At 47.2% G+C, this 24,506-nt stretch carries 28 protein-coding genes, 1 tRNA gene and 1 pseudogene; 13 read left to right on the forward strand and 17 right to left on the reverse strand.

Annotation, left to right across the window (positions count from 1 at the left end; all coding sequences use genetic code 11):
• A partial coding sequence (locus ACW5W8_RS18425) for a GGDEF domain-containing response regulator (protein WP_498629394.1) occupies positions 1-728 on the forward strand: 728 nt, incomplete at its 5' end.
• Here the strand turns inward: ACW5W8_RS18425 and ACW5W8_RS18430 are convergent.
• Complete coding sequence (locus ACW5W8_RS18430; protein ID WP_064338141.1) at positions 722-1,192, reverse strand: outer membrane lipoprotein; 471 nt, start codon at positions 1,190-1,192, stop codon at positions 722-724. The genes ACW5W8_RS18425 and ACW5W8_RS18430 overlap by 7 nt on opposite strands.
• 19 nt (positions 1,193-1,211) lie before the next feature.
• Between ACW5W8_RS18430 and aat the strand changes: the two genes are divergently transcribed.
• The 3 genes from aat to infA are packed head-to-tail and all read left to right on the forward strand — an operon-like array spanning position 1,212 to position 2,919.
• Positions 1,212-1,919 carry a leucyl/phenylalanyl-tRNA--protein transferase gene (gene aat, locus ACW5W8_RS18435; protein WP_498629396.1) on the forward strand — a complete coding sequence of 236 codons (708 nt, stop codon included), beginning with the start codon at positions 1,212-1,214 and terminating at the stop codon, positions 1,917-1,919.
• Positions 1,916-2,632 (forward strand): arginyltransferase, encoded by a 717-nt coding sequence (locus tag ACW5W8_RS18440; RefSeq protein ID WP_498629398.1) that lies wholly within the window; start codon positions 1,916-1,918, stop codon positions 2,630-2,632. The genes aat and ACW5W8_RS18440 overlap by 4 nt, the downstream gene beginning before the upstream one ends.
• The gene (infA, locus tag ACW5W8_RS18445; RefSeq protein WP_231557514.1) at positions 2,602-2,919 is read left to right on the forward strand and encodes a translation initiation factor IF-1; all 318 of its coding nucleotides are present in this window, start codon (positions 2,602-2,604) and stop codon (positions 2,917-2,919) included. Before ACW5W8_RS18440 ends, infA begins: the two co-directional genes overlap by 31 nt.
• A 68-nt stretch (positions 2,920-2,987) precedes the next feature.
• Here infA and clpA read toward each other — a convergent pair whose 3' ends face one another.
• Positions 2,988-5,243: an ATP-dependent Clp protease ATP-binding subunit ClpA gene (gene clpA, locus ACW5W8_RS18450; protein ID WP_498629400.1), complete on the reverse strand. Its 2,256-nt coding sequence runs from the start codon at positions 5,241-5,243 to the stop codon at positions 2,988-2,990.
• Between the two features lie 59 nt (positions 5,244-5,302).
• Positions 5,303-5,620, reverse strand: coding sequence for an ATP-dependent Clp protease adapter ClpS (clpS, locus tag ACW5W8_RS18455; protein WP_005337111.1), 318 nt, complete (start codon positions 5,618-5,620; stop codon positions 5,303-5,305).
• Between the two features lie 229 nt (positions 5,621-5,849).
• On the opposite strand from clpS, the gene cspD reads away from it, so the two are divergent.
• A complete protein-coding gene (cspD, locus tag ACW5W8_RS18460; RefSeq protein ID WP_005300025.1) occupies positions 5,850-6,068 on the forward strand; it encodes a cold shock-like protein CspD in 219 nt (72 codons plus the stop codon).
• Between the two features lie 117 nt (positions 6,069-6,185).
• Here the strand turns inward: cspD and folD are convergent, their stop codons facing one another.
• The gene (folD, locus tag ACW5W8_RS18465) at positions 6,186-7,040 is read right to left on the reverse strand and encodes a bifunctional methylenetetrahydrofolate dehydrogenase/methenyltetrahydrofolate cyclohydrolase FolD (RefSeq protein ID WP_005346435.1); all 855 of its coding nucleotides are present in this window, start codon (positions 7,038-7,040) and stop codon (positions 6,186-6,188) included.
• 213 nt (positions 7,041-7,253) lie between these two features.
• Here folD and ACW5W8_RS18470 point away from each other — a divergent pair.
• Positions 7,254-7,330, forward strand: a tRNA-Pro gene (locus ACW5W8_RS18470).
• A 665-nt stretch (positions 7,331-7,995) separates the two neighbouring features.
• On the opposite strand, the gene ACW5W8_RS18475 is transcribed toward ACW5W8_RS18470, so the two are convergent.
• The 4 genes from ACW5W8_RS18475 to ACW5W8_RS18490 form a co-directional block, all read right to left on the reverse strand.
• On the reverse strand, positions 7,996-8,556 hold the full coding sequence (locus ACW5W8_RS18475) for a hypothetical protein (RefSeq protein WP_498629403.1): 561 nt from the start codon (positions 8,554-8,556) through the stop codon (positions 7,996-7,998).
• A 182-nt stretch (positions 8,557-8,738) separates the two neighbouring features.
• Positions 8,739-9,854, reverse strand: a complete 1,116-nt coding sequence (locus ACW5W8_RS18480; RefSeq protein WP_479321209.1) for a nucleotidyltransferase-like protein — start codon at positions 9,852-9,854, stop codon at positions 8,739-8,741.
• Entirely contained in the window at positions 9,851-10,453 is a 603-nt protein-coding gene (locus tag ACW5W8_RS18485) for a Cap15 family cyclic dinucleotide receptor domain-containing protein (protein ID WP_323968732.1), read from the reverse strand. Before ACW5W8_RS18485 ends, ACW5W8_RS18480 begins: the two co-directional genes overlap by 4 nt.
• A gap of 39 nt (positions 10,454-10,492) precedes the next feature.
• On the reverse strand, positions 10,493-10,741 hold the full coding sequence (locus ACW5W8_RS18490; RefSeq protein ID WP_479321206.1) for a hypothetical protein: 249 nt from the start codon (positions 10,739-10,741) through the stop codon (positions 10,493-10,495).
• 384 nt (positions 10,742-11,125) lie between these two features.
• Here ACW5W8_RS18490 and ACW5W8_RS18495 point away from each other — a divergent pair, with 384 nt between their 5' ends.
• Entirely contained in the window at positions 11,126-12,874 is a 1,749-nt protein-coding gene (locus ACW5W8_RS18495; protein ID WP_498629406.1) for an anti-phage protein, read from the forward strand.
• A 153-nt stretch (positions 12,875-13,027) separates the two neighbouring features.
• Here ACW5W8_RS18495 and ACW5W8_RS18500 read toward each other — a convergent pair whose 3' ends face one another.
• Positions 13,028-13,603: a VspR family transcription factor gene (locus ACW5W8_RS18500; protein ID WP_498629408.1), complete on the reverse strand. Its 576-nt coding sequence runs from the start codon at positions 13,601-13,603 to the stop codon at positions 13,028-13,030.
• A 118-nt stretch (positions 13,604-13,721) separates the two neighbouring features.
• Here ACW5W8_RS18500 and ACW5W8_RS18505 point away from each other — a divergent pair, with 118 nt between their 5' ends.
• Positions 13,722-13,928, forward strand: a complete 207-nt coding sequence (locus tag ACW5W8_RS18505) for a helix-turn-helix domain-containing protein (RefSeq protein WP_005895552.1) — start codon at positions 13,722-13,724, stop codon at positions 13,926-13,928.
• Positions 13,929-13,999: 71 nt separating this feature from the next.
• On the opposite strand, the gene ACW5W8_RS18510 is transcribed toward ACW5W8_RS18505, so the two are convergent.
• Both ACW5W8_RS18510 and ACW5W8_RS18515 read right to left on the reverse strand, forming a co-directional pair.
• Positions 14,000-15,016 (reverse strand): hypothetical protein, encoded by a 1,017-nt coding sequence (locus tag ACW5W8_RS18510; RefSeq protein ID WP_498629410.1) that lies wholly within the window; start codon positions 15,014-15,016, stop codon positions 14,000-14,002.
• Between the two features lie 62 nt (positions 15,017-15,078).
• Positions 15,079-15,627 carry a YfbU family protein gene (locus tag ACW5W8_RS18515; RefSeq protein ID WP_498629412.1) on the reverse strand — a complete coding sequence of 183 codons (549 nt, stop codon included), beginning with the start codon at positions 15,625-15,627 and terminating at the stop codon, positions 15,079-15,081.
• 192 nt (positions 15,628-15,819) lie between these two features.
• On the opposite strand from ACW5W8_RS18515, the gene ACW5W8_RS18520 reads away from it, so the two are divergent.
• From ACW5W8_RS18520 to ACW5W8_RS18535, 4 genes and pseudogenes are all read left to right on the forward strand, one after another.
• Positions 15,820-16,923 carry a DUF3289 family protein gene (locus ACW5W8_RS18520; protein ID WP_498629414.1) on the forward strand — a complete coding sequence of 368 codons (1,104 nt, stop codon included), beginning with the start codon at positions 15,820-15,822 and terminating at the stop codon, positions 16,921-16,923.
• Between the two features lie 609 nt (positions 16,924-17,532).
• Positions 17,533-17,718 (forward strand): annotated as a pseudogene (locus tag ACW5W8_RS18525) (DUF4172 domain-containing protein); the annotation flags it as partial.
• 114 nt (positions 17,719-17,832) lie between these two features.
• A complete protein-coding gene (locus ACW5W8_RS18530) occupies positions 17,833-18,363 on the forward strand; it encodes a Fic family protein (protein WP_498629436.1) in 531 nt (176 codons plus the stop codon).
• A 50-nt stretch (positions 18,364-18,413) separates the two neighbouring features.
• Entirely contained in the window at positions 18,414-18,659 is a 246-nt protein-coding gene (locus ACW5W8_RS18535; RefSeq protein ID WP_498629416.1) for a hypothetical protein, read from the forward strand.
• Between the two features lie 397 nt (positions 18,660-19,056).
• Here ACW5W8_RS18535 and ACW5W8_RS18540 read toward each other — a convergent pair whose 3' ends face one another.
• The 4 genes from ACW5W8_RS18540 to ACW5W8_RS18555 form a co-directional block, all read right to left on the reverse strand.
• Complete coding sequence (locus tag ACW5W8_RS18540) at positions 19,057-19,464, reverse strand: H-NS family histone-like protein (protein WP_498629418.1); 408 nt, start codon at positions 19,462-19,464, stop codon at positions 19,057-19,059.
• Positions 19,465-20,215: 751 nt separating this feature from the next.
• Positions 20,216-20,515 carry a hypothetical protein gene (locus ACW5W8_RS18545; RefSeq protein WP_279486085.1) on the reverse strand — a complete coding sequence of 100 codons (300 nt, stop codon included), beginning with the start codon at positions 20,513-20,515 and terminating at the stop codon, positions 20,216-20,218.
• A 74-nt stretch (positions 20,516-20,589) separates the two neighbouring features.
• Positions 20,590-20,787 carry a hypothetical protein gene (locus ACW5W8_RS18550; protein ID WP_279486086.1) on the reverse strand — a complete coding sequence of 66 codons (198 nt, stop codon included), beginning with the start codon at positions 20,785-20,787 and terminating at the stop codon, positions 20,590-20,592.
• Between the two features lie 23 nt (positions 20,788-20,810).
• The gene (locus ACW5W8_RS18555; RefSeq protein ID WP_042021557.1) at positions 20,811-21,176 is read right to left on the reverse strand and encodes a hypothetical protein; all 366 of its coding nucleotides are present in this window, start codon (positions 21,174-21,176) and stop codon (positions 20,811-20,813) included.
• Positions 21,177-21,425: 249 nt separating this feature from the next.
• Between ACW5W8_RS18555 and ACW5W8_RS18560 the strand changes: the two genes are divergently transcribed.
• Positions 21,426-21,878 carry an Xre family toxin-antitoxin system antitoxin gene (locus ACW5W8_RS18560; protein WP_498629421.1) on the forward strand — a complete coding sequence of 151 codons (453 nt, stop codon included), beginning with the start codon at positions 21,426-21,428 and terminating at the stop codon, positions 21,876-21,878.
• A gap of 475 nt (positions 21,879-22,353) precedes the next feature.
• On the opposite strand, the gene ACW5W8_RS18565 is transcribed toward ACW5W8_RS18560, so the two are convergent.
• Both ACW5W8_RS18565 and ACW5W8_RS18570 read right to left on the reverse strand, forming a co-directional pair.
• The gene (locus ACW5W8_RS18565; protein ID WP_103252529.1) at positions 22,354-22,734 is read right to left on the reverse strand and encodes a diacylglycerol kinase; all 381 of its coding nucleotides are present in this window, start codon (positions 22,732-22,734) and stop codon (positions 22,354-22,356) included.
• A gap of 115 nt (positions 22,735-22,849) precedes the next feature.
• Positions 22,850-24,475, reverse strand: a complete 1,626-nt coding sequence (locus ACW5W8_RS18570; RefSeq protein WP_479317627.1) for an MCR-3-related phosphoethanolamine--lipid A transferase — start codon at positions 24,473-24,475, stop codon at positions 22,850-22,852.
• Positions 24,476-24,506: the final 31 nt, after the last annotated feature.

Here is a 24,506-nt window from a genome sequence, read left to right on the forward strand (position 1 = left end):
TGGTGAATAGTGTTCTCTCGATTTCATTCAATACCCCCGATTGTCTCATCGTAACAATCGGGACTGTCTGTGAAAATCAGGATACCTCAATTCTTGGCCTCTCCAGCTCGGAAGACAAAACGCTTTCGGCCCGATTTATCAAGCTGGGGGCAAATGACTTTTTGAGCAAACCCTTCACCCCCGAAGAGCTCTATTGCCGGGTTGGCCATAATCTGGAGACGCTGGAGCTGATGGATACCATTCGTGATACCGCCAACCGTGACTATCTGACCAATCTCTACAACCGCCGCTTTCTGTTCGAACACGGCAACAAATGGCTGCAAGAACAGCCTACGCTGACGGCCTGTTTACTCGATATCGATCACTTCAAACGAGTCAATGACCAGCATGGGCATCACATTGGCGACACAGTACTTAAACTGGTCGCAGGGAAGTTAAAGGATTACTTCAAGGAAGAGTTGGTGGCCAGACTCGGCGGAGAAGAGTTTTGTATTCTCAGTAAACAACCAAGTTTCTCATGCCTGCTTGAGCGACTAGACCAGTTTAGAGTAGCAATATCACAGGAAGAGATCAGGGTAGACAATACTGTCTTTTCGATAACCATAAGTTTTGGTATCACCAACACCCCATCGAATGAGCTAGGTAACCTACTCAACGATGCAGACCAACTGCTCTATCAAGCCAAGCATGCTGGCCGCAACTGCATCATGCAACATGAGCATCAATAGGTTTTATCCACCCGCACCCCATCATCGAAATAGAGAATACGCACCTTGTCCCCATTGGCAAAGACCATGGCGGGATCATAATCCTGGATCACGTTGATAAGGGCATTTTGCTCGTTGCGGATCAGCAGCTCCACCAGCTTGTTTTCCACCACGGTGCCTTCTGACTGATATTGCTGCGCGGCGGCAGCTCCCGCCAGTGCCCCGACGGCGGTAGCAATTTCACGGCCATGTCCGCCGCCAAACTGGTTGCCAAGCAGGCCGCCCAGCACGGCTCCGCCCAGCGTCTTCCAGCCAGAGTGCTCGGACTCCAGGATCTGACGCTGAGTTATATTGCGCACCGTTTCGACCTGGCCAAACACCACCTGATTGACCGGCCGCGCGGTATTGCGCTGGTAGACTTCCGCCCCGGCGGGCGCCGTGACAAAGCAGAGCAAGCTGGATACTATCAGGATAATGGCCTTCATCTATGAACCTCGTTGCCTTATGTCTCGCTATCTTACCCAACTGGATGATGAGCTTTGCTGGTTTCCCGACCCCGGCCATGCGCTGGAAGAGCCCAACGGCTTGCTGGCGATCGGCGGAGATCTCTCCCCGGCCAGATTGCTGGCAGCTTACCACAAGGGGATCTTCCCGTGGAATGAACCCCACCAGCCGACCCTGTGGTGGTCACCGGATCCGCGCGGAGTGATCCGTCCCGACCAACTCCATGTGGGGCGGACACTGCAGAAGATTATCCGCCGAACCCCATTCGATATTTCCGTCAATCGCGCCTTTAATGAAGTCATCACCGCTTGCGCCGCCCCTCGTCGCACCGCTGATGGCACCTGGATCAGCCAACCCATGATCGACGCCTACCAGCAGTTGCACCGGCTGGGTCATGCCCACTCTATCGAGATCTGGCAGGAGGGAGAGTTGCAAGCGGGACTGTATGGCCTCTCTATCGGCCGACTGTTTTGCGGTGAGTCCATGTTCAGCCGGATTGATAACGGCGCCAAACTTGCCATGGTGGCACTCTGTCGCCACTTCGCCCGCCATCGCGGCGCCCTCATCGATTGCCAGATGCAAAACCCGTTTCTGGCGACCCTGGGTATCGAGGAGTGGCCAAGGGCCCGTTTTCTGGCCGAGCTGGCGCGCCTTGGCCATCAACCACTGTTGGCTTCCTGCTGGCAAGAGGGGGAGATCAGCCTATGACTGAAGAAGTGATCCTTAAAGTAGGGCTGACTCCCAAGCATCCCTGCAGTTATCTGGACCATGAACAGGAGCAGTTGCTGGTGCTGATGGATCACAATCTGCTCAACGCCAACGGTTACGAGCGATTGTTGACTGCCGGTTTTCGCCGCAGTGGCAACGACATCTATCGCCCCCACTGCCCGGCGTGCAGTGCCTGTCAGTCCCTTCGTATTCACAGTGAGCACTTTCGTGCCAGCCGCGGCCAGAAGCGGATCCGCCAGCTCAACAGGGATATCGAGATCGTCCTGAGCTACGATGACAAGCCAGAGTATTACCTGCTCTACGAACGCTATATCCGAGAACGCCATCACGATGGCAGCATGTATCCCCCCAACCGCAGCCAGTATCGCGGGTTTCTTCATTGTGACTGGATGCCGCCGCTCTACCTGGAGATGCGCAAGGAGGGCCGCCTGATCGGTGTCGCCACCACCGACCTGCTGCCCCACTCCCTGAGCGCCATGTACACCTTCTTCGATCCGGACTATGCCGATCGCTCCTTAGGCACTTTTGCCATCCTCTGCCAGCTCGATCTGGCCAGACGTACCGGACGAAGCTGGCTCTATCTTGGCTATCTGGTGGAGGCGTGCCGCAAGATGAATTACAAGCGCAATTACCTCCCCCATGAGCTGTTAATTCAAGGGGAATGGAAAAATATCGACACCAAGCCCGAGTAAACTTTACACATAGCCTTAAATCCGGCATGATCCAGCGGTTTTTTGTTGTGGCTTATCAAGAGGATTCAATGGCTAAAGAAGACAGTATTGAGATGCAGGGCACTATTCTCGAAACCCTGCCCAATACCATGTTCCGTGTGGAACTGGAGAATGGTCACGTGGTTATCGCTCATATTTCAGGCAAGATGCGCAAAAACTACATTCGTATCCTGACTGGAGACAAAGTAACGGTAGCACTGACTCCCTACGATCTCTCCAAGGGACGTATTGTTTTCCGCTCTCGCTAAGCCAGGAATTCAGCAAAAAACCCCAACCTGTCGGTTGGGGTTTTTTGTCGTTTTCTGATCACTGACGCTTAGTGGGAAACAGCTTCAACATTGACCTGAAAATCAAAGCTGAGGCTGTCATTTACCAACTCAACCTTCACAATCCCCCCGTCAACCAGTGAACCAAACAGGATCTCGTTGGCCAGGGGTTTCTTGAGGTGTTCCTGGATCACCCGACCCATCGGTCTGGCACCCATGGCTCTGTCATATCCCTTCTCTGCCAACCAGTGGCGGGCACGCTCTGACACCTCGAGAGAAACTCCCTTCGCATCCAGTTGAACCTGCAATTCGACAATAAACTTGTCGACCACCTGATGAATCACCGTCATATCGAGATGGTTGAACCAGATGGTGTGATCAAGCCGGTTACGAAACTCCGGACTGAACGTCTTGTTGATCACCGCCATGGCATCGTGGCTCAAATCCTGTTGCTGGAAGCCAATCGACTTGCGCTGGGTCTCCTGCACACCGGCGTTGGTAGTCATCACCAAAATCACATTACGGAAATCTGCCTTGCGCCCGTTGTTATCGGTCAGGGTACCATTGTCCATCACCTGCAACAGCAGGTTGAACACATCCGGGTGAGCCTTCTCAATCTCGTCGAGCAACACCACCGAGTGGGGATGCTTGATCACCGCATCGGTCAGCAAACCACCCTGTTCAAAACCGACGTAGCCGGGAGGCGCGCCAATCAGGCGAGATACGGTATGGCGTTCCATGTATTCGGACATATCAAAGCGCAGCATCTCGACACCCAATGCCTTGCCCAACTGCTGGGTCACCTCTGTTTTACCAACACCGGTAGGACCGGCAAACAGGAAGCAACCAACCGGTCGACGCTCGTTACCCAAACCTGAACGAGAGAGGCGAATCGCATCGGTCAGCACCTCGATGGCTTTATCCTGACCAAAGACCACCATCTTCAGATTGCGTTCCAAGTTCTTCAGTACTTCTTTATCTGAAGAGGAGACCGATTTTTCCGGAATGCGGGCGATCTTGGCCACAATGGACTCAATTTCCTGCACATTGATCACTTTCTTGCGCTTGCTCGCCGGCAGCAACCGTTGACCGGCGCCCGCCTCGTCGATCACGTCGATCGCCTTGTCGGGCAAGTGACGATCATTGATGTACTTGGCAGAGAGCTCGGCAGCTGCACGGATCGCCTTGGCGGTATAGCGCACGCCGTGGTGAGCCTCATAACGACTCTTGAGCCCCATCAGGATGCGAGTGGTGTCATCGATAGTCGGCTCGACAATATCGATCTTCTGGAAGCGACGGGCCAACGCTCGGTCTTTCTCGAAGATCTGGGCGTACTCCTGATAAGTAGTGGATCCCACGCAACGGAGCAAACCATTGGAGAGCAGCGGCTTGATTAGGTTGGCTGCATCGAGCTGACCACCGGATGCCGCACCGGCACCGATGATGGTATGGATCTCGTCGATAAAGAGGATGGCCCCTTCCTGACGCTCAATTTGCTTGAGCAGTACCTTGAGGCGCTTCTCGAAATCACCACGGTATTTGGTACCCGCCAGCAGAGACCCCATATCCAGCGAATAGATGGTACTGCCCGCAATCACCTCGGGGACATCCCCCTTGACGATGCGATAGGCCAGACCTTCGGCAATGGCGGTTTTACCCACGCCCGCTTCACCCACCAGCAACGGGTTGTTCTTGCGACGACGGCAGAGCACCTGAATGGTACGATTAAGCTCCTGATCACGACCGATGAGCGGATCGATGCGCCCTTCCAGCACCAGCTGGTTCAGGTTGGTGGCAAAGCTCTCTATCTGGGCGGCCGAAACATCATCATCAGACTCGGGATTGTTATTGCTACCGAGATCAGGCTTGCTGTCCTTGCGCACCCCGTGGGAGAGGAAATTGACGACGTCGAGACGGCTGATCTCGGCTTTTTTCAGGAAATAGGCAGCTTGTGACTCCTGCTCACTGAAGATAGCGACCAGCACGTTGGCGCCGCTGACTTCGGTATTGCCGGAGGATTGCACATGGAAGACGGCACGCTGCAACACGCGCTGGAAGCCCAGTGTCGGCTGGGTTTCACGATCTTCATCGTCGCGCGGTATGAGCGGAGTAGTTTGGGTGATGAATGCGCGGATCTCCTTGCGCATCTGCTCGACATCGGCACCACAGGAGCTCAGCGCCTCATGGGCTGAACTGTTATCCAGAAGGGCTAACAACAGGTGCTCGACGGTCATGAATTCGTGGCGGTCGTCACGGGCCAGTTTGAAAGCCTCGTTCAGCGTCTTTTCTAGATCTTTATTCAACATAGGCACCTCCCCTAGTACAGCTACAATGTGGTGTCACACTCGCCATCAAGTCATCAGATTCAAGCCTTTTCCATAGTACAGAGCAGTGGATGTTCGTTGTTACGTGCATAGGTGTTGACCTGGACAACCTTGGTTTCGGCGATCTCTGCGGTAAACATGCCGCAGACACCCTTACCACTATAATGCACACTCAGCATGACCTGAGTCGCCTTGTCCAAATCCATACCAAAGAACTTTTGCAGCACCTCCACCACAAACTCCATGGGCGTGTAGTCATCGTTGTTCAACACAACCTTATACATGGGTGGCGGCTGCAGCTTTGTTTTCTCTGCTTCTGCAATCTCTTCATTAGCAAAGAGTTCTTTCTGCTTGCTCATAATCGCGCTTTGGTACCTCTAGATTACTACCGTCTAACACAAGGTTGTCAATAGACTTGTTAACCAGATCACATCAGCTGTTAACAACTTCTTGACTCGCTCAAAAGTTAGACTAGATTGGTTACTTGCTAATCTGTGCCCGTCTGCTATGGGCCCATGTCCCTAGTTATAAAGGGCTGGCGCAGGTTACTCAACGACTTCTGGGTAATCAATAAAAGGATGTAGAAGTATGGCAACCGGCACAGTTAAGTGGTTTAACAACGCAAAAGGATTTGGGTTTATCTGTCCGGAAGGGGGCGGTGAGGATATCTTCGCTCACTACTCCACTATTCAAATGGAGGGCTACAAGACCCTGAAAGCGGGTCAAGCTGTCAATTTTGAACTGCAACAGGGGCCGAAAGGAAATCATGCCTCTGTGATTGTGCCAAACGAAGCACAAAATATGTAAATAACACCCGTTGGATAAATAAAAAACCGGTTCCTCTCTGAGCAACCGGTTTTTTATTGTCAGATTTCTGGCGAACCCTGCCTCCTCACGGGATCACAGGGTTATCACCAACCATAATCAGTCGTGATATTCACTGCAGGCGATCAGGGTATTTTCCATCAGGCTGGCGACCGTCATCGGGCCCACGCCACCGGGTACCGGGGTAATGAAGGAGGCATGGCTGCGCGCCGTCTCAAACTCCACATCACCGACCAGCGAGCCATCAGCCAGACGGTTGATGCCCACATCGATCACCAGTGCCCCCGGTTTGATCCACTCCCCAGGGATGAAGTTTGGCTTGCCGACTGCGACAACCAGCAGATCGGCACGGCGTACCTGATCTTCCAGATCCCGGGTAAAGCGGTGACAGGTAGTCGTCGTGCAGCCCGCCAGCAACAATTCGAGGGTCATGGGACGCCCCACTATGTTGGACGCGCCCACCACGACCGCATGCAGACCATGCGTCTTCACGCCGGTGGTCTCGATCAACGTCATGATCCCTTTCGGGGTGCAGGGGCGCAGCGCCGGAATACGCTGGGCCAGACGACCTACGTTATACGGGTGGAATCCATCTACATCCTTGTCAGGCTGGATCCGCTCCAGCACCTGAGTGGTATCAAAGTGATCCGGCAACGGCAGCTGAACCAGAATGCCATCTACGTGGCTATCCGCATTCAACTGGTCGATCAGCGCCAGCAGCTCTTCCTGACTGGCGGTTGCACTCAGATCATAGGAGCGGGAGAGAAAACCCACCTCCTCGCACGCCCGACGTTTGCTGCCGACATAGACCTGAGAGGCGGGATCCGCCCCCACCAGAATGACTGCCAGCCCTGGAGCCCGTTTCCCTGCCGCCAACCGCTGTTGGACTTGCGCCGCGACCTGGCTGCGAATCGTTTGCGCAACCTGTTTTCCATCTATGATTTTGGCAGACATCGTTCTCCACTCACCATGTGTTCAACTGCCGCGCATTGTCGCATTTTTTTAGCCGGGATGTTAGCGGCAGACGCACGCCAGACCTGTAGCGGGCAATAAGTAGGCACTTGAATTTACTGGGGGAAAAAGTCGTTGACGCTGGCCCTTACGCTTGGCTATGATGCCCGCCCGTTGCCCAGTACGACTCATGTCGATATGCTGGTCAGGGATTTTCGGTGATTAGCGCAGTCCGGTAGCGCATCTGGTTTGGGACCAGAGGGTCAAAGGTTCGAATCCTTTATCACCGACCATGTTCATCGACTCGTCCTTAAGACGTGTTGATACAAAGCGCCCTTAGCTCAGTTGGATAGTAGCAAAACTAACCCCCAAAGTGTTACCACATTTTGAAAAGGCTAGAGCAGACAAGGGCTGGAGAGATGGTAAGGTTACCTAGTAAAGCCTTGTTGTTACTCCTAACTAAAAAGAGTTACCATTTTGCATAGCTCTTGAAGTGTTATTGATTTGTAAAAATTTGTCCCGTTAGCTCAGTTGGATAGAGCATCCGCCTTTAAGTTATTAGGAGCCTGTACAGGGAAACCTATACAGTGGAGAGGGTGAATTCAAGGAAGCCTCAGCGCGTCATGGCGGTGGTAATCTTGAGCCAAGCTCTACAAGCGTGTAGAGAAGGTGCAGAGACTAGATGGTGCAATGCGATCTCATTGCGGAATACATCATTAGCGCCCTCCACCCAAACAGATAATGCTGTGGGTGAAGATATAGTCCAGACCACAAACACTCTCGGGTGGCAGTGAAAGCTGTAGTGGTAAGCTAAGCGGACGGTCGCAGGTTCGAATCCTGCACGGGACACCATTTTCAGAAATAAAAAAGCCAGCATTAGCTGGCTTTTTTATTTCTACAATACCTCACTTAAAGGCATTCATCCCCTCCCCCATTGGACAGCTAATAAATAACTAGCTTATTGGTCTTTGGATGAGTATGCCCTCATTACCTCCTCCACGGCAGCCAACCTACCTCGTAAGAAACGAAACTCCTGACAGGTGTGCCTGAGCACATTATCAATGGTTGTCTCTAGCGCGGGGAAATCTGTTCGTAGCTCACAATATTCGGCGAATGTAGCCTGGTATTCCTGGAGCTCAAATCGATAAGAGCGTGCCCTCGCCTCCAGCACCTTGATCCCTTCATTTCTCACTGCCACGACTGCCTTTTGCTCGACCTGAGTCACTGGAATCACTGGGCCAAGTAGATCCTCCCGAAAGGTGACCTCATCAAACAGCTGCGCTTTGACGTAATTTGGGCGAAACCATTTATTGCCAACACTGCGCCTATTCAAAAGACCCATACCGACCAACTTGTTCAGATGGCGGTATATGAGTCCATAGTATTTATGTTTTGATGGGCGCTTGAACTTGTCACCAAATACCGCGATTACGCACTCCTGTGCAGTGAAATCGTTCAGCTGTAACCGAATTAGTGCAGTGTAGAGTACGGTTGGAAGCCACACAGTTTGGGAGCCCATAGGTAACCCTCAGTCTCGAAAGACAACAATTAGTAGGAATCAAAATTAGGGTGGGGATTATAGTCCTCATCATTGGGTCAGACAACCTGAGAAATAATAGTAAGATCCTACGATGTTACTCATTGGCCCCATTGGGGCCATGGTTAAAGGCGGTAATATTTTTCGGGAAATTAATTGTCTTCCTAAACATAAATATATTTGCATGCTAATTTGCTTATGTCTTTCTCTCTATCATGTGGGTACAGGTCTCGATAAACAGAGGCTGCCAAGTCAGAAACTTCCTTGCTAAGAATCTCAAGAGCATCATCTTTTTCAACATTATTGAAAATAGACTGAACCTCATCTGGAGATTTTAGTGAATCTCTGAGAGTTTTATCATCCTTTAACTTTTGCAGCCAGAGATCAAGCTTGTGAAGAAGTAGCAGGGGGAAATATTCAGGACATGTCAGTTGAGCATCCATGTGATACGCAATGCTAGTTAAGTCAAAGCTTGTAAGCTTCTTGGCTACTTTCTTTTTATAATCTGGCATATCGGCCACAATATTCTTCATTAACCGAACGACTTTCTTAAGGTTTCCTCCATGAATAGAGTCCTTATCATCAACTTTCTTAATGTGAAGGAAAGGTTTGTTTTCTATGAACTCATGTTTTTCTTTATCGTATATTCTGACGCATCGGTCATGCTGTTTGCCTGAGCGCTGATAATCATGAGAGTCATGCCAACAGCTTGGCACAATATCAATCTTTCGAGCCAGGCTACCTCCACTCATTGATATGGATTTCTTATTCGAGCAGTCTACTGTTGCTTGATAGTATCTGCTTGTCAGTTTAACTTCTGATGCTAAGCGAATTTCTTTTACTTGATCGAGCATGGGCCTTTTGTCAGGAGCATCAGTATAGTTAGTTGATGGAAGAACTGGTAGTTGGACGAGGATTACATCATTTTTAAGAATCAACATATCGACATCAGAGTGTCCTTCAATATGAATATCTAAAGCTACAGAACCTTGAAGCTTGAATTCAGTATTAATCCGGTCTTTTTCGAGCATGCCAACCAATGTATTAGCTACACGTTCCCCTTCATCTATTGAAACTTGTGTTGATTTAGCGCTCACTGGTGCCATCGCACCAATTACATACTTGATAGCATCACTGTCTTTGACCTTTTCATAACTTTCTTGTGGACGATAATCATATGCAGCAGATAATGCAGTATAACCTTGATCAAGTGCATAGCGCTGAGCCGTACCCTGACGCCTTTCCTTTAATTTTTTCAAACGGTCACTAAAGTTGATCATTTATCACCTCGCGTCAGGTACATTTTTCCGAAAGTTCTTCTTCCATTACTATTAAAATATGCAGCTTCACCAGAAGTTAGTTCCTTATCAAAGATAACTTCACAGTAACCTCTATGTGAGTTCAACTCGTGGAACTGAGATGCATCAGGAGAATTACTATAACTATAATGAAGAGCCCAGCCACCACGGGTTCCTGATTTTTTGGCAAGAGTTGCCGTATAGCTTTCGCTGGAGCTTTGTTTGGTTTTTAAGTTTATAGATATTTTTTCCCAAGTCTGCTCAATATCAATTTCAGCTTCCCAGTTATACTTTATAACACCGTCATCTTCAGAGAGCGTTTCACCTCTGACAGACCAAACACCATTTAAATCTGGAATTTTAAACAGTGGTACTTTCCATACATAGTTATTAAAAACCCAATGTAAGGCAAAATATACAACAGCAGTTGAAACTGTTGCTCCAGCCATAAAACTGAGACCATCTACTTGGTGCAACCATAGAATAATGCTTGATATCAAACCAGTAAGAATAACTGATGCAGTTCCGAGATATCGACCTATTGTCGCTCTACTATGACCAAATACAGCGTAATCATGCATATGCCAATCCTTTCATGCGTAATAGCATAACCCTGCTATTCATCGCTCTTTATTGGCTTGTGCCAAGATACTGGCAGCCAGGGTTTTTGAGGTTTCGCTGTACTTTCTGCTTTGTAACACCATGGAGGCAAACGTCTCCATTTCAGCACCAGTTTGCTTCCCAGCCCTAGCCTGAGACAGCGCGGAAGCCGCAAGGGAGCGCGCAGTGGCAGAGGAGGTTGTATCGTTGAGCACCTGCCCAGCAAGTGTTGCGACTTTATCGGAGGTCGTTTTACTGTTCGTTGCCATGTCTATATCCTGTGCTTGATTCTTATCACTGACACTATATGTGGTGCTGTATGTTTACACAGCACAAACATATCCGATCCGATTGAGGCGATCAAGGAAAACGATTGATGTATCAGTAAGGTTGTTTTTCGAACTGATTGGAGAGCTCAGCTGCCGACAATTAACTATTTGATTTTTATCATTTTTTATTGCCATTACCCTCAAGAAGGGGTGTGTGATAACGTAATGTTCATGTATGGTGCTGTAAGCGCCATAGCTTCAACGACTAGGCGTTGAGACATGCTCCCGCTAATGCAAGGACAGTTCGACAGCATTTGTGGCACTTGGACTTGGTTAGCGAGCATTCGCTGAGAACTGAAAGTGATCAATAACGGTGGATTAGCAATGGGTGGACACTACATCAACCTTTTCATGTGGGGATATCAAAGCCACTATCGGATTCAAATTCAGAGGTTAGCTCGCGATGTGCTAAAAAGTCTGGGGGCTCCTTCAGAAGCAGAAGTGATTCTAGTTGGTGCTCGAAGCCCAAATAGCGATAACCGGAATCCAGTGTGCATCGAGCCAGAAGATGGAAAATGGCAGCTGTCATTATTTGATGACCTAATTGATTCTATTGAAGTTGCATATAACAATCATAAAATGCAGAACTTGTATTTTGGTGATGCTCCGAGTATGCGTGATAAGCCGGAGTGGATGCGCCAAGATTCAGTGCGTACATCGGTCCAGCTGGCATTAAAAAACTTTGATGAAGAACATCATGTAACTTCGTTCTGCGGAGCAGCTAGGCGCATCGATGACCACTATGTAACTCCTGTTATACAGATCCCAAATAGCCTGTTCTTACAGTATCCCCCGTTAGATCATAAGCCACTCAGAAAAGGCAATAATGAAAATGGATATCGTAGTCTCATTCATTCAGCTATGGCGACTGTTCTGCATGAGGCAACAGAGGGGTTGAACAAGCCTGAACCTGGACGTTCTCCACATCATGGTATGAGAGAGGCAGAAGAAATCGTCCGTATTGCTGCGAAAAAATTCATGCACACCCCTGGGTTATCAATCGAACGGCAGTACATGCATGACGATCTGTTTGCTACGTTGAATCTTGTTTCTTCCTTAATGTATGAAGGCTCGAAGGGAATTGGGCATCTTATCCTTGTTGACCCAAAAAACGATGCTGTCGAATTTATGGTTAAATTTTCAGATCCTGTAGCGTTTCGTGAGCCAAGGTGGGTGCGGAAGGTTTTACAGATGGCAACTACAGGTATTGGTATTATTGCGGACAGTCAGCGGATCTATGGACTGGGGAGACTTAAGGAATGTCATGATCCCCATCACCAAGATGCATTTTCAGTTGTTTTTATCGACCACTATCACTGGGAATTGCGTTGTGGCAATCAAGCATTACTTCGCAGTCATTATGCTGACCCTAAATTACCTCAAGAACCTTTTGATAAGGCTGCATTCCTTGCAAATTATGCTCGACTCTTTCCAGAGACATCACATGAAAATGGATTAAACCTGTGGCACCTGATGATGGCTCAAGTTCGCCAAGAACATGGGAGTATGATTGTTGTTGCCGAAGATGCGGCTAGTGAAGCTCGTCGTCTTAGCAAGCAAGGTACATGTATCGAGCCAACACTTCTTTCTGAAGCATTACTCCGAAGCGTCAGTGGCATCGATGGAACCATAATTCTAGATCCTGCGGGTTTCTGTCATGCTATCGGGATCATTCTTGATGGCGAGGCGACCGAACAATGTACACCATCAAGAGGCTCTCGCTACAACTCCGGAGTACGCTACGTTCATAAAGGGAGCCATCGTAGACTGGCTATTGTCGTGTCTGATGACCGGACTGTTGATATCATCCCTATGCTCAGACCATTGGTAAGTCGTAGTATGATTGAGCAGCATGTAACTCGGTTAGAAAATGCAACTATCGAAAATTTTCATGATCCTAGAAATTGGTTAGATAAACATCGTTTCTATTTGAATTTAGACCAATGCTCTAGAGTAAATAATTCACTTGAACGACTGGATAATATCCCGAAAGAATTTGGCCGTCTTTATTTTTCCACAGAGAAATTTGAAGTCCATCCCGAAATGGATGAAAGCTATTTAGCTGATGTATAGCGAGAGGATGATATTCTGTACATCATATATTGACACTATTATGTGTACCGCTAGGTATATGAACGAGCAGCGGTGAGGTAAACTACATGACCTAAAATCACAGACACCTATGGTCATGTAGTTAAGATCGGCTTATATATAGAATGGATGATATTAGCGGGCCGACTCGTTGCTCTCCAAAGCCCTCATCACCTTCTCCACGGCTGCCAGTCGCCCCCTTAAGTCACGGTATTTCTGACTGGTATTCCGAAGTGCATTATCAATAGTAATTTCTAGCGCGGGAAAATTTGTTTGCAGCATATTGTATTCAGCAATTGCTGCCTGGCACTCCTGAATTTCAATGCGGTAGAGGCTCGCTTTTGCGTTTAACTCATCTAAGAGAGCATCGTTCGATTCCTCCTGAGCTTCCTGAACTTCCTGAACTTCCAGCTCTCCCTGAGTCGCTGGGCCAATTAGTTCCTCTTGAAAGTTCACATCATGAAATAGAGGGGTTTTAACGAAACTTGGATACGATCGGACATCATCAACATTTCTCCGTTCCAGGAAACCCGCGTCAACCAACTTCATCAGATTACGATAAACGAGGCCATATCGCCTCTTATGGGCCTGATTGTACTCTGATTCACCAAAGACTGCGTTCAAGCACTCCGTTGTAGTGAAGTCATCCATCTGCAATCGAATGAGTGCGGTGTAGAGCGCGGTTGGTAACCACACAGTCTGGGAGCTCATAAGCAATCCTCGGTCTCGAACGAAAACATTTAGTGAAAATCTAAACTCGATTGCGGATTATAATCCGTGGTCGTTAGCCAGACAACCAGAGATAGTGCTCGCCAGTGAGAGGCGAGACATGCAAGAGCTAGCAAAAAAATTTGGTGATGCTGTACGTGATAGACGGCTTCAATTGGGCGTATCGCAAGATGCACTCGCATATGCGGCCGAAATTGATAGAAGCTACGTAGGACGAATTGAGCGTGGTGAGGTCAATGTCACCCTAGAAAAGGCTTATCGCCTTGCCAGGGTAATGGGGTGTGATATCAGGGATTTACTACCATAACTGTATTTCCCACAATTATCTACACCCATATATTTTATTAAAAGCAATTACTTTTTCGTAAATTATATTTTCTACCAACTTTGATGTACATAGTCAAAACTCCAATCTGCTATACCTTCACAGCCAGACACTAAGTAATCAGAAGGTATTGGGTTGATTGGATCAGCCATCAATTGCATAGCCTCAAGACAGGAGTTCTTATCACCAACATTTAAATTATCCCACCAAGAAATTCTAATTGCATGGTTTTCACAACAATAAAGTGAGAGCCGCAGCATTGCATCTTCAATTTTTTCTCCATTATAAACTTTGTTTGCAAGCGAACGAACTAACGGCATACAAGTATTGTTACTTGATGCATGCCAAGCCAGACAAAAAGCCCACCCATTCTCAACAGGTGCAGTGAAAAATGTAATTAAATCTAATGGTAAATCAGTTCTACCTATTTCCTGTAAAAAGTGCCCTTCGAAATCAAAGTCTGGGTAAAGTAAACCTGATAGTTGAACATTACACTGAGATGTTGAGTTGAAAAATACAAACTCAAAATCATCATAATCTTCATTAATAAGAGCTTGGTCATAGATGTTTTTATGGTAATTCAGCCCTGACAATCCGATGTTATTTCCTAACAATGTACCAGAGATAAAAGAACGCATCTCTGGAGTAATGCCAGAATGATCTTTCGCATATTTCAGCACCGATACTGCATTCTCTTTTACAAATAATTCCCTGCAAACACATCTATACGCATATAGTGCGATCTGTTTTTTATCTTCACCCATAGGAAAATTATCTATTGGCTCAAACAGTTGATTGTCATGCAACTTACAAAATCCGTAAAATGTTGACGCTCTATTAACACCAGTTTTTTTAAGTTGTGGTTTACCATCATTCTTATTTAAAGTTGACAGGTCGGAGCTTAGGCAATAAACATGTCCATTTTCCGCAATCAGGCTTAGTTGTCCTTTATTTTGTATTGAATGTGCAGAGATTATCTCATCGCAACACTCCCCATTTTCATAGTGTAAACATCTCCCTCGCTGGTCATGATATTTAGATTCTTTTTGAAAATCACCAGTAATACCCATAACTAAATACCGCTCTAATTTGAGTGTCGAATGATGGGGAGATGAACTTCCCAGTTGTGAGGTTAGCGATTACTTGGGTGGATTTTTTCATTCATTATAGAAATTATCTGTTGTGCGTTAGGATGGTCATCACCATGAACAGGGTCATATACATCATTAAAAATCCTCAGCATTCTTTTATAGGTATCGACTGAGTGAATGTGAGAGTTGAACTCTCGTTCTGAAAACCACGGGAATCTATTTATACGTGTTACATAGAATCGAGCAAATGACACGTACTCACTTTCATTATTACCATCAAAACCAAAAAATGCTTTCTCTGGATTAAACTTTGTTCCTTCAGCAATCATGGCTTTCTCATCATCAGTCATCTGTGCATATGACCCTTCAACAACAGTACACATTTGTAAGACATCAGACACAAACTCGAAACGATGGTCATCAATTTTCGAACTAAGAAGGTCTCCATATTCAAGGTCGATAGCCCATTCATTCCCTGTCAAAATCGCATCAGAGATTAACTCCGCATCATACTCATTATTGATCTCAAGTTTTTTATGAATATCACACAATAGTCCAACGATCAGGCGCTGCTCAGGGGTAAAGTTCATCGTTACTATCCTTTTTGTCAAAAAAGTTAGCTTACATAACTCGCAACATCAGAACTTCGACAAGAGTCAAAGAGATACAATTTTCTCTCAGAACGTCACAAACTGCCGTTTTCAGAAAATGCCTACATGGTCTCGATTGGCATACTAATGATAAAGTGATCCTCTCACTACTCTTCATCGAGCCCTCTATACATGCAGAAACCAGACCTCAGAGACATCAGCCAACTTACCAAGGACGAGTTCAAGCGCATTCTAGGCCCTGTGGCTGGAAGCCTTGAGGACGGGTCGAAGGTCATATTGGGGATGCAATCTGATGTGTTTGCTTGCTGCACTATCCAGGGAGATAAAATCTCGGTGAGTGGTACACCCAGGTTTGAGCAGACCATCAAGTCGGCATATGCCCAAGCCAAGCCGACAATGTGGTTCGGTTCGGCAGAGAAAGAGCGCCCGAAGGCAGAAACCATTCCTCCTGCTCTCAAGCCAAAAACTGATACAACGTCAGCCACAACCTATCGTGTACCTGTGCTCATCTACAAGTCGAAGCGAGAGCCAGGTAAGAACGTTGATGGCAGCCCCGCCGAAGATATGACTTATGGCACGATGACAGCAGAGCAGATTAAGGCTATCCCCATGTTCGTAGGGAAGATGGGAGATGACGGCTTTATTGGTGATCTCGAAAAGACTGACCCCAAGGTGTTCTTTAGTAGCTTCCGCAACATGGCCACATTGTTTGCAACTGGTGACTTGAAGATGAACATTCTGGCCATGATCGCCAAGTTCGAGAAATCTGATGGGGGTGAATACCGGAACCAAGCATTGACGAGAGCAGCGCGAACTCACCCGACCACGATCAAGTTCTCAGATACCCTTATCAAGGAAGTAAAGGCAAAGCTGGCCGAACTTGATGGTGATGTGAACAAGCTTGTTCTGAGTGACTTGATGCAGCAATACAGCAAGACCTCCGGCTTTCGGTTACCCATCTTCAACTCTGCGGCGGATAAGGTGCAGGGCCTTACAATTGCGGTTAACGATGTCTGGGCAGGCAAGGCGGAAATCACGACATATGAAAAATTTGGCGACTTCTACAAAGGGACGATCAAAGTAACGCTATATGACCACTTCGGTCTCGATTATCCTGACATTGGCCCTGACCCCACGACTGGAAGAGTCAAGTTCTACGGCCTGGCGTCCGGTTTCAGAAGCTGGTTTGTTCTTCAACACTACAAGCGCTTTGCCTACAAGCCATTTTTGACCGTCATTGAACTCAGCTATCCATTCCAAGGGGAACTAAAGTGAGCGCAGCAGTGAAGACAGAGAGAACATGGGTATTCGTGTTGTTCATGCTCTATCACCTCTTGAATGCATCGATCCTGTTCATTCAGCCTGTCTATGACTGGTTTAACGATGAATACTCACTGACTGGCCTATATGTACTGCTCATGCCCTATCTCTGGGGCCTGATAACGATACTGGGGGCGATTTTATTCTTGTCAGACCGCTCTTGGAAATACCTGGCAGGCAATCTACTCGGTGGTTCGATCCTTCTCTTCTGGTGGCTTAGACTGGCATCCCAATATTAGTGAGTATCGTCAGGCATATGAATGAGTAAACCGAACGGCATTTTCTTGGGCGTGGCTTCATGCAGCGTAAGCTGCAAGCTCACAAGATCTATTCGAAACGACAATGAGTTCCCGCCTTGTCTATCTACTGGTTGCTGTAGCGCCACACAGCAGCAATAAATCGAGTTTTTCATTAGCTCCGGCCTGAGATTTTCAGCCTGTATCTCCATCCTCATTACCGGCTCTGCTGTTCTGCTGCATGTGTTATATTCGGCTCAAACATTGAGCCGAATGATGGGCTGGGTCGGCTCATTATTGAGACCCTAGCACGTTGGATGAGGAAATAATGGAACCATTTTGGATTTGGCAACAAGCAGATTGGCCCCATTTTCGTTGGCGGGATAGCGAGATATTGCCCAGATTACGGCATGCTCAACGCAGGCTGGGAATGCTAATAGGTAGTCATTCCAGATTGGGGAACTCCGACCAAACGTTGGATACGTTACTGGCTAACATCATCTCCTCATCCGCTATTGAGGGTGAGCGTCTCAATGCCCAATCCGTGCGTTCTTCCCTGGCTAGACGGTTAGGGGGATCACAAACTCAGTCCTATCCAGTATCAGAGCGCTCAGAGGGGCTCGCGGCCATGATGCTGGATGCCATCGACAATCATGGACAGCCGTTGACGATTGAGCGGCTTTACCAATGGCATCGTTGGTTGTTCCCCGTCAACGAATGGTCGGTGAAGCGGCTGAATGTAGGGCAGTTGCGAGGAGATGCGCCGATGCTGGTTGTCTCTGGACGTGTAGATCGCCCCACCGTGCATTTTGAGGCACCGCCCAGAGCAACTCTGGACGATCAACTGGCCGAGTTCATCCCCTGGTTTAACCAGACTCAGCATGACCCCACGATGGATCCCCTCCTTCGTGCGGCAATCAGCCATCTCTGGTTTCTGACCCTGCATCCCGTTGATGATGGCAATGGGCGGTTAGCGCGGGCACTGACCGATCTCGCGCTGTCACAGGCTGACAGCCATAGCTTCCGTCTGTATGCCATGTCAGTTGCAATTCTAGAGCGGCGAGGTGACTACTATATGACGCTTGAGTCAGCGCAGAGGGGCACGCTGGATATCACATCCTGGCTCTGTTGGTTCCTCGACACACTGGATTACACCTAGAGCTGGCATTACAGGTTATTGACCGTTCTCTTGCCAAAAAACATTTCTGGTTGCAGCACTGTCATGATGGTCTGAGTCCAGAGCAAACCAAGGTTATTAACCGTTTATTGGATGGCGGCCAACAAGGTTTTGAAAATGGCATCAACGCCAGCCAATATCAAAAAGTCGCCGGAGTCAGCAAGGCGACGGCTACACGCCATCTGGCCGAATTGGTGGGTAGGGGGTGCATTGAGAAATTACCTGGTGGCGGACGCAATACACGCTATCAGATCCGCTTGCACACCGAGGGAGTTTGAAAAAGCATCGCCATGGGGCGTTAATTTCATCTGGTAGATGAGAGCTGCGATTGGTGTACAAATGACGCTATTTAGTTAAATGTTGACGCCATGATGTGTGCCGTCAGGCATATGAACGAATAGACTTAACCGACAGTCATGGCTCTCAACTAATCTTTTGAGTGATAACAAACTATCGAGAACATCGGGATCTATTGCAGGAACATCACCAGGCCCGAGATTTGAAAGCAGTTTGGTCACAGCGATACGAACTCGCAGCTCTTCGGCATGCTCCTTGGCTCTCTGGACTACCTCGGATGATTCCGACTCGATGATATCCTCTAATGTCCTCCCCATACGGTGCTCCTACTAGAAATAGAATTAAAGGCCCACGCCGAGCTGGCATGGGCTCTCAGCACTAGATCAAGAACTCTTCCAATGCTCGACCACTCGCCACAGCTTCCGCAATGGCCTTAGGCATGCGCCCCTGACCAGTCCAGGTCTTCTCCTGACCATCCTCGGTGTAGCTATACTTTGCAGGACGAGGAGCGCGTTTGGCTTTGGTGGATCCCTCAGATTTCGCCGGAGCGGCAGTGCCAACCAGCTCACTCGGATCTATGCCAGCGTCTTTCAGCAGCTCGGCAAACTCAGCCAGCTTTTGCAGGCGTTCTTCTGACTCTGCTCTGATTTTGCTCTCTTGCTGCTCACGTTCGGCATAGATTTCGTCAAATTTGTCTTTAGCCTCGACCAACTGCTCAAATGACAACTCACGCAATGCAGCTCGCAGACTACGGATATTCAACAACGTTTTCAAAAAATCGTTCATTTTTATCCTCATGTATCACATTTTTATATCAGTGAAATTATCTCTCAACCCCAGCATTAGCACCACTGTTTTTGGCACCAAGATGATTATAGAAATAGCATTATTCAAAAAGACGTGAGCGAAATCGCGTTTGGATCTGCTTGGTGAGCGAGCTCCAATCTTATATGAAACTGTGCAGCTAATAAATTAATATAGGTGGTAGTGAGCGTTGAGACCACCTCACCAGATGAGCCGATGAACGATCTTGATCGGCTCATGAAATGAGCCGATTGGAGAATATCATTGGCTCACAGAATGAGTCGATGATAAGAAATTTTAGATTTGCCCCTTGAGGATCCAGACACTTCGCCCCTCTTAACTTAAGAGGTAGTCTTGGATGACTAGGCCACTACACATCCATGTCTCCAGAAAGCAAAAAACCCCGCAACTAGGCAGGGTTTCAGCATTTTTTTCAACTTCGCACTCAGGGTAGCGACTCTCCCTATGTCTTGATTCTATGACAAGATAAAGCCGCTAGTCAACAGTCACAGGTAACCACTTCGATTTCGGGTTCAAGGGGGCACCCCAACGACTCCTTCGTGGCAACGAGAACCTTTTGGTTCCTGATTGCTAAGTATGCAACTTTATAACTTCGTGTGACTCTTTATTACTTGACGTGAAACAGCCTCAAAAAAAATCTTGCGTATTAGCGGCAGTACAGATGATAAGAACCATTTCTCTCCACACAAACTAGAGTATGGGAGCATATTATTCATATTATTTCCCTATTAGAATAATCACGCCCAAATGCATCTGGGTTTGCAGCCTCATAGTCATCGTCAAAAATATGATCCCCGCGATGCATCTCCCTCACTGTTGCGAGTGTACCGAAAAAACACATTTCACACAGATGCACCTTGTAACGTTCACCATCGTGACGGGAACCATAGCCAAAATCCGCCGATAACGAGCCGTATTGATTGGTTCCAAAATTCGTTTTTGTACTACGACCACAGACATCACAGAGAATGTCAACGACCTGTTCTGTTGGCACAATTTCTTTTACGAGCATGCTACGCTCCTAATCTGATGAGAATAGGAGTTATCATACGCGGACTGACTATATATGATGCAACCTGTTTTTGGTTACTTTTTGGTATCCATGCGAATAAGGGTTTTCACCTCGACAACAGTGGCTCCGAGAGGAACACCTATCGAACTCAATAACTCGCCATTTTCAGTTCTGGTAACCTCGGGATCGCCCTTGTACCAACACCATTCTCGGCCAGTTTTTGTGTCGGCTGCCTCTAAGATGCCACAACGATAATCAAAATTGATGGTCATATAGTTTTCTCTCAACCTGATGCTTAGTCATTAGCATCATCACGTTTCGCTTCTTCAATTAAACGAGTCACGTTCCTAAGCGGGTTTTCAGCACCAATATCATCCGTGAGAACGATGATCTGCTTTCCTATATCAAAAGCTGGGGCTACAACCGCTCGTCCTGCAAGCTCCAATGATTCAAGGACGGCAGTTGCCTTCTTTAGCGTTTTAAAAGTTTTTGCGGTTTCAGGACTCAACCCCCACCACATACCCGTCATATCAGAATTTGATGCGTACTTAACGAGGAATTCGTCCTTGTAGGGGTCATGCAGTAGCCATCCCAGCATCTTTGCGTGAGCAGGGAGCCCCCAAGTCTGTTTCAGTTCATATACGGACGGTTCTTTGCTCATAACATTATCCTTAATAAGTGGCGCTAGCGAGCATGGTTTGAACATAGTCAATACATCAGAAACAGGGTCTCATAAAGGCCCCGCACAGAATTATGCCCAGAGATTCACAAAAAGTTGATGCTGCCCGCGTGGGGCTCTTCAACCTCAGCATCCAGTGCCTCATCCAACACAGTCCTCATACCCCTCGCCACCGCCACAGGGAACAGATAGGATGCGGTAATAACGCATTGCAAATTCAGGGGAGAGACTATGTCCTATGCTAGTTATCATCCAGGTAAGGCTACGGCCTCTACCAAGACAATATTTGACTCTCTTGGCATACCGAGTGACCCGTTGGGGGCACATCTATGGATTGTTGCTAGCGTTACGCCTGGCATCATTCATCGACTGGCTGAATTGATGAGTACCGATGCAGTTTTGATATGCCGCTTAGCAGGCATTAGCCGGAGCACTGTTGCTCGCAAAGTTAGGATTGGGGCTCCTCTATCAATCTCTCAGGGGGCCAGGGTATACGGCGTTGTACAGGCTCTCGATGCGGCACTATCCCTCAACAAGAACGATACTGCCAAGGCGTTGTCATGGCTAAACAGACCAGCCTGGGGCCTCGGTGGTGTAGCTCCAGCCCAGCTACTGAATACCCCGATGGGAGTTCAGGCTGTTATCAATCTTGTTGGTCGGATTCGGCATGGGGTGTGCCTATAAATTTAGGCAGCCTGCGGGCCTCACCTTTCGGTTCAAAAAAACATCACGACAGTTTTTTTCAACTTTTTTCATTTTAGCCACTTGAAAAATGCTGAAAACTGTCCATTTACTAATTATGAGAACAAAAAACTTTTTTAAACATTCCGCTGCTTCGCAGCGAAGATAAACCAGTTTTACTACTTCCCCACATACTATTTTATTAGAAGCGACACTCGCATTAGCATTGCAAACATGTCAAGCTTTAATGCACAGGATCAAACCTCATGTTGTCATTACTTAACTAAGTATCAATTTTCGTATGAGTAGAACCAAGACAGAAAAACAGTCATAATAAAATATGGTTATTTTCGCACCTATGGTGCGGGCTAAACAGATAAAAAGTTCCACCTTATGATTAGCATTTATTATTTCCCATTTAACAGCCACCATTTATGGCGGCTGCCATGAATAATTAAAAATATTATTGATGATAACACTACCACCAGGCTAATAAATTACGCCCTGTCAATGCACCCCACACTATGGCATTCAACATCAGAGCAATGAAGACAGCCGCAGAGCCCATGTCTTTAGCTCGACCAGAAAGCTCATGATGCTCTGACCCTATTCTGTCTACTACTGCTTCAATAGCTGAGTTCAGGATCTCTACAATCACAACCAGCCAACTGATCACCATTAGGAGTAGTATTTGATTTAAACCATCTCCGACAAAAAATGCCAGAGGCATCAACAGCACAATGAGTAGCAGTTCCTGACGAAAAGCCGCTTCATGTCTCCAAGCTGAAGAAAGTCCCTTCATGCTGTAATTGGTGGCATGAATGATTCGAGTGATCCCAGTTGCACCAGGTTTTGCCATTACATCCTCCTCTTTCGACATTACCCTATACCGCGCTTCAACCGTGAAACATACGAGCAATGGTAATGAAATTAACTATTTAACAGATGATTGGGGGCCAGAGCCCCCAAAAAATTCATTGCGTAATACGGCATTGACTGAAAATATCCAGCCCCTGTTCATAAACTGATGTCTTGACATCCCAGATACCCAGCACAGATGAAAAAATATTATCGTGTGAGTAACGGGTATCAACAGCTTTCTGCTGCAAACACGTCGTATCAATCCCTTTCTCTTTGGTAAATCCTGGTGACATCCAGACCTGCATAGGTACTCGGGTCTGATCATCAGGTGCAAACTTGTACGGTGTTCCGTGCAGGTAAAGCCCCAATGCTCCCAGTGATTCACCGTGATCGGAGACATAGATCAACGCGGTGTTGTACTTATCTTCGTAAGTCTTCAACTTGGCAATCATCTCTGCAATCACGAAGTCGGTGTAGCGAATGGTGTTGTCATAGGTGTTTGTAAGCTCTTCATCTGTACAGTTTTCAATATCGCTACGTGGGCAATCAGGCAGGAACTGACGATGAGCATCAGGGTAGCGTTTGTAGTAGGTTGGGCCATGGCTGCCTATGAGGTGGAAGCCAACCAGTTTATCTCCTTTCATTTGAGCGATCTCATTATCAAGACCTTGTAGGACAACCTCGTCATAGCATGTGTTTTTATCGCAGAACTTAGGATGATCCTTCGGCTTGACCTCGACATTCGGGACTCTATCGCAAACACCTTTGCATCCGCCATCGTTCTCTTTCCAAAAGATGGAGATCCCGGTTTTATTCAATACATCAAGTAGCCCTTCACTATTGCGAGCTCGATTATCATCAAACTCCTTTCTCCCCATATTGGAGAACATGCAGGGCACCGATACTGCTGTAGCAGTGCCACATGAACGAACATCGTTAAAAGAAATGACATCCTCAATCTTACTGGTAAAAGCGTTAGTTTCTTTCTCGTAACCATTCATGGAGAAATTTTTACCACGAGCGGTTTCACCAACAACCAAAAACATCAGAGTGGGCTTGTCTTCTTTCGCTACTCGTGTAGCGTCATCGCCCAAAGTAGTAAAGGGGACAGGCTCAGCCATATAGCGTCTATAAAGATATTTACTGGTGCTATACATAAAGTTGGCTGGGACAATTTCACGATTTAGAGTCTGATTGTTGCGGCCAATAGATGCATAATCCTGATAGTACAATGCCGCAATAACCCCAACTATTGCTAACGAGGCCAGCATAGAGAGTGCTCTCTGAGCAATACCTTTATACCAAGTAGATGCATACTCAATTTTCACAAAGAAAATTAATATGGCAGGAAGCACTCCTGTAAACAGAACCCACATAATGATAGATAGGTTTACATAGGCATATGCTTCACTTTGATTTGTTTCAAAAATATTCTGGATCATGTCACCATCAAACAATACCCGATATTTCATCATGGTATAGCTAGCGATAGAACCCATCACAAAGAGGAAGGCGAAGAAGGGTTTCATCAGATAGCGGATAGAAAATGGCATGAAGACGAAGTTAAGAGCCGCAACAAGTAAAAAAGGAATTGAAATAACAAAACCGACCTTAAAGTGTTCAAGGTTGGACAGAATGTCATAAAAATGGAGCAAAACTGGCCAGTTTAGTAAAAACGAAAAAACCAAGGCCAACAATAAAATGAATGGAACAACTCTTATTTTGACTATCGAAAACATAACTTCTCCCTGATAAATCCTTCAATTCTAC

Source organism: Aeromonas aquatilis, from assembly GCF_054052405.1.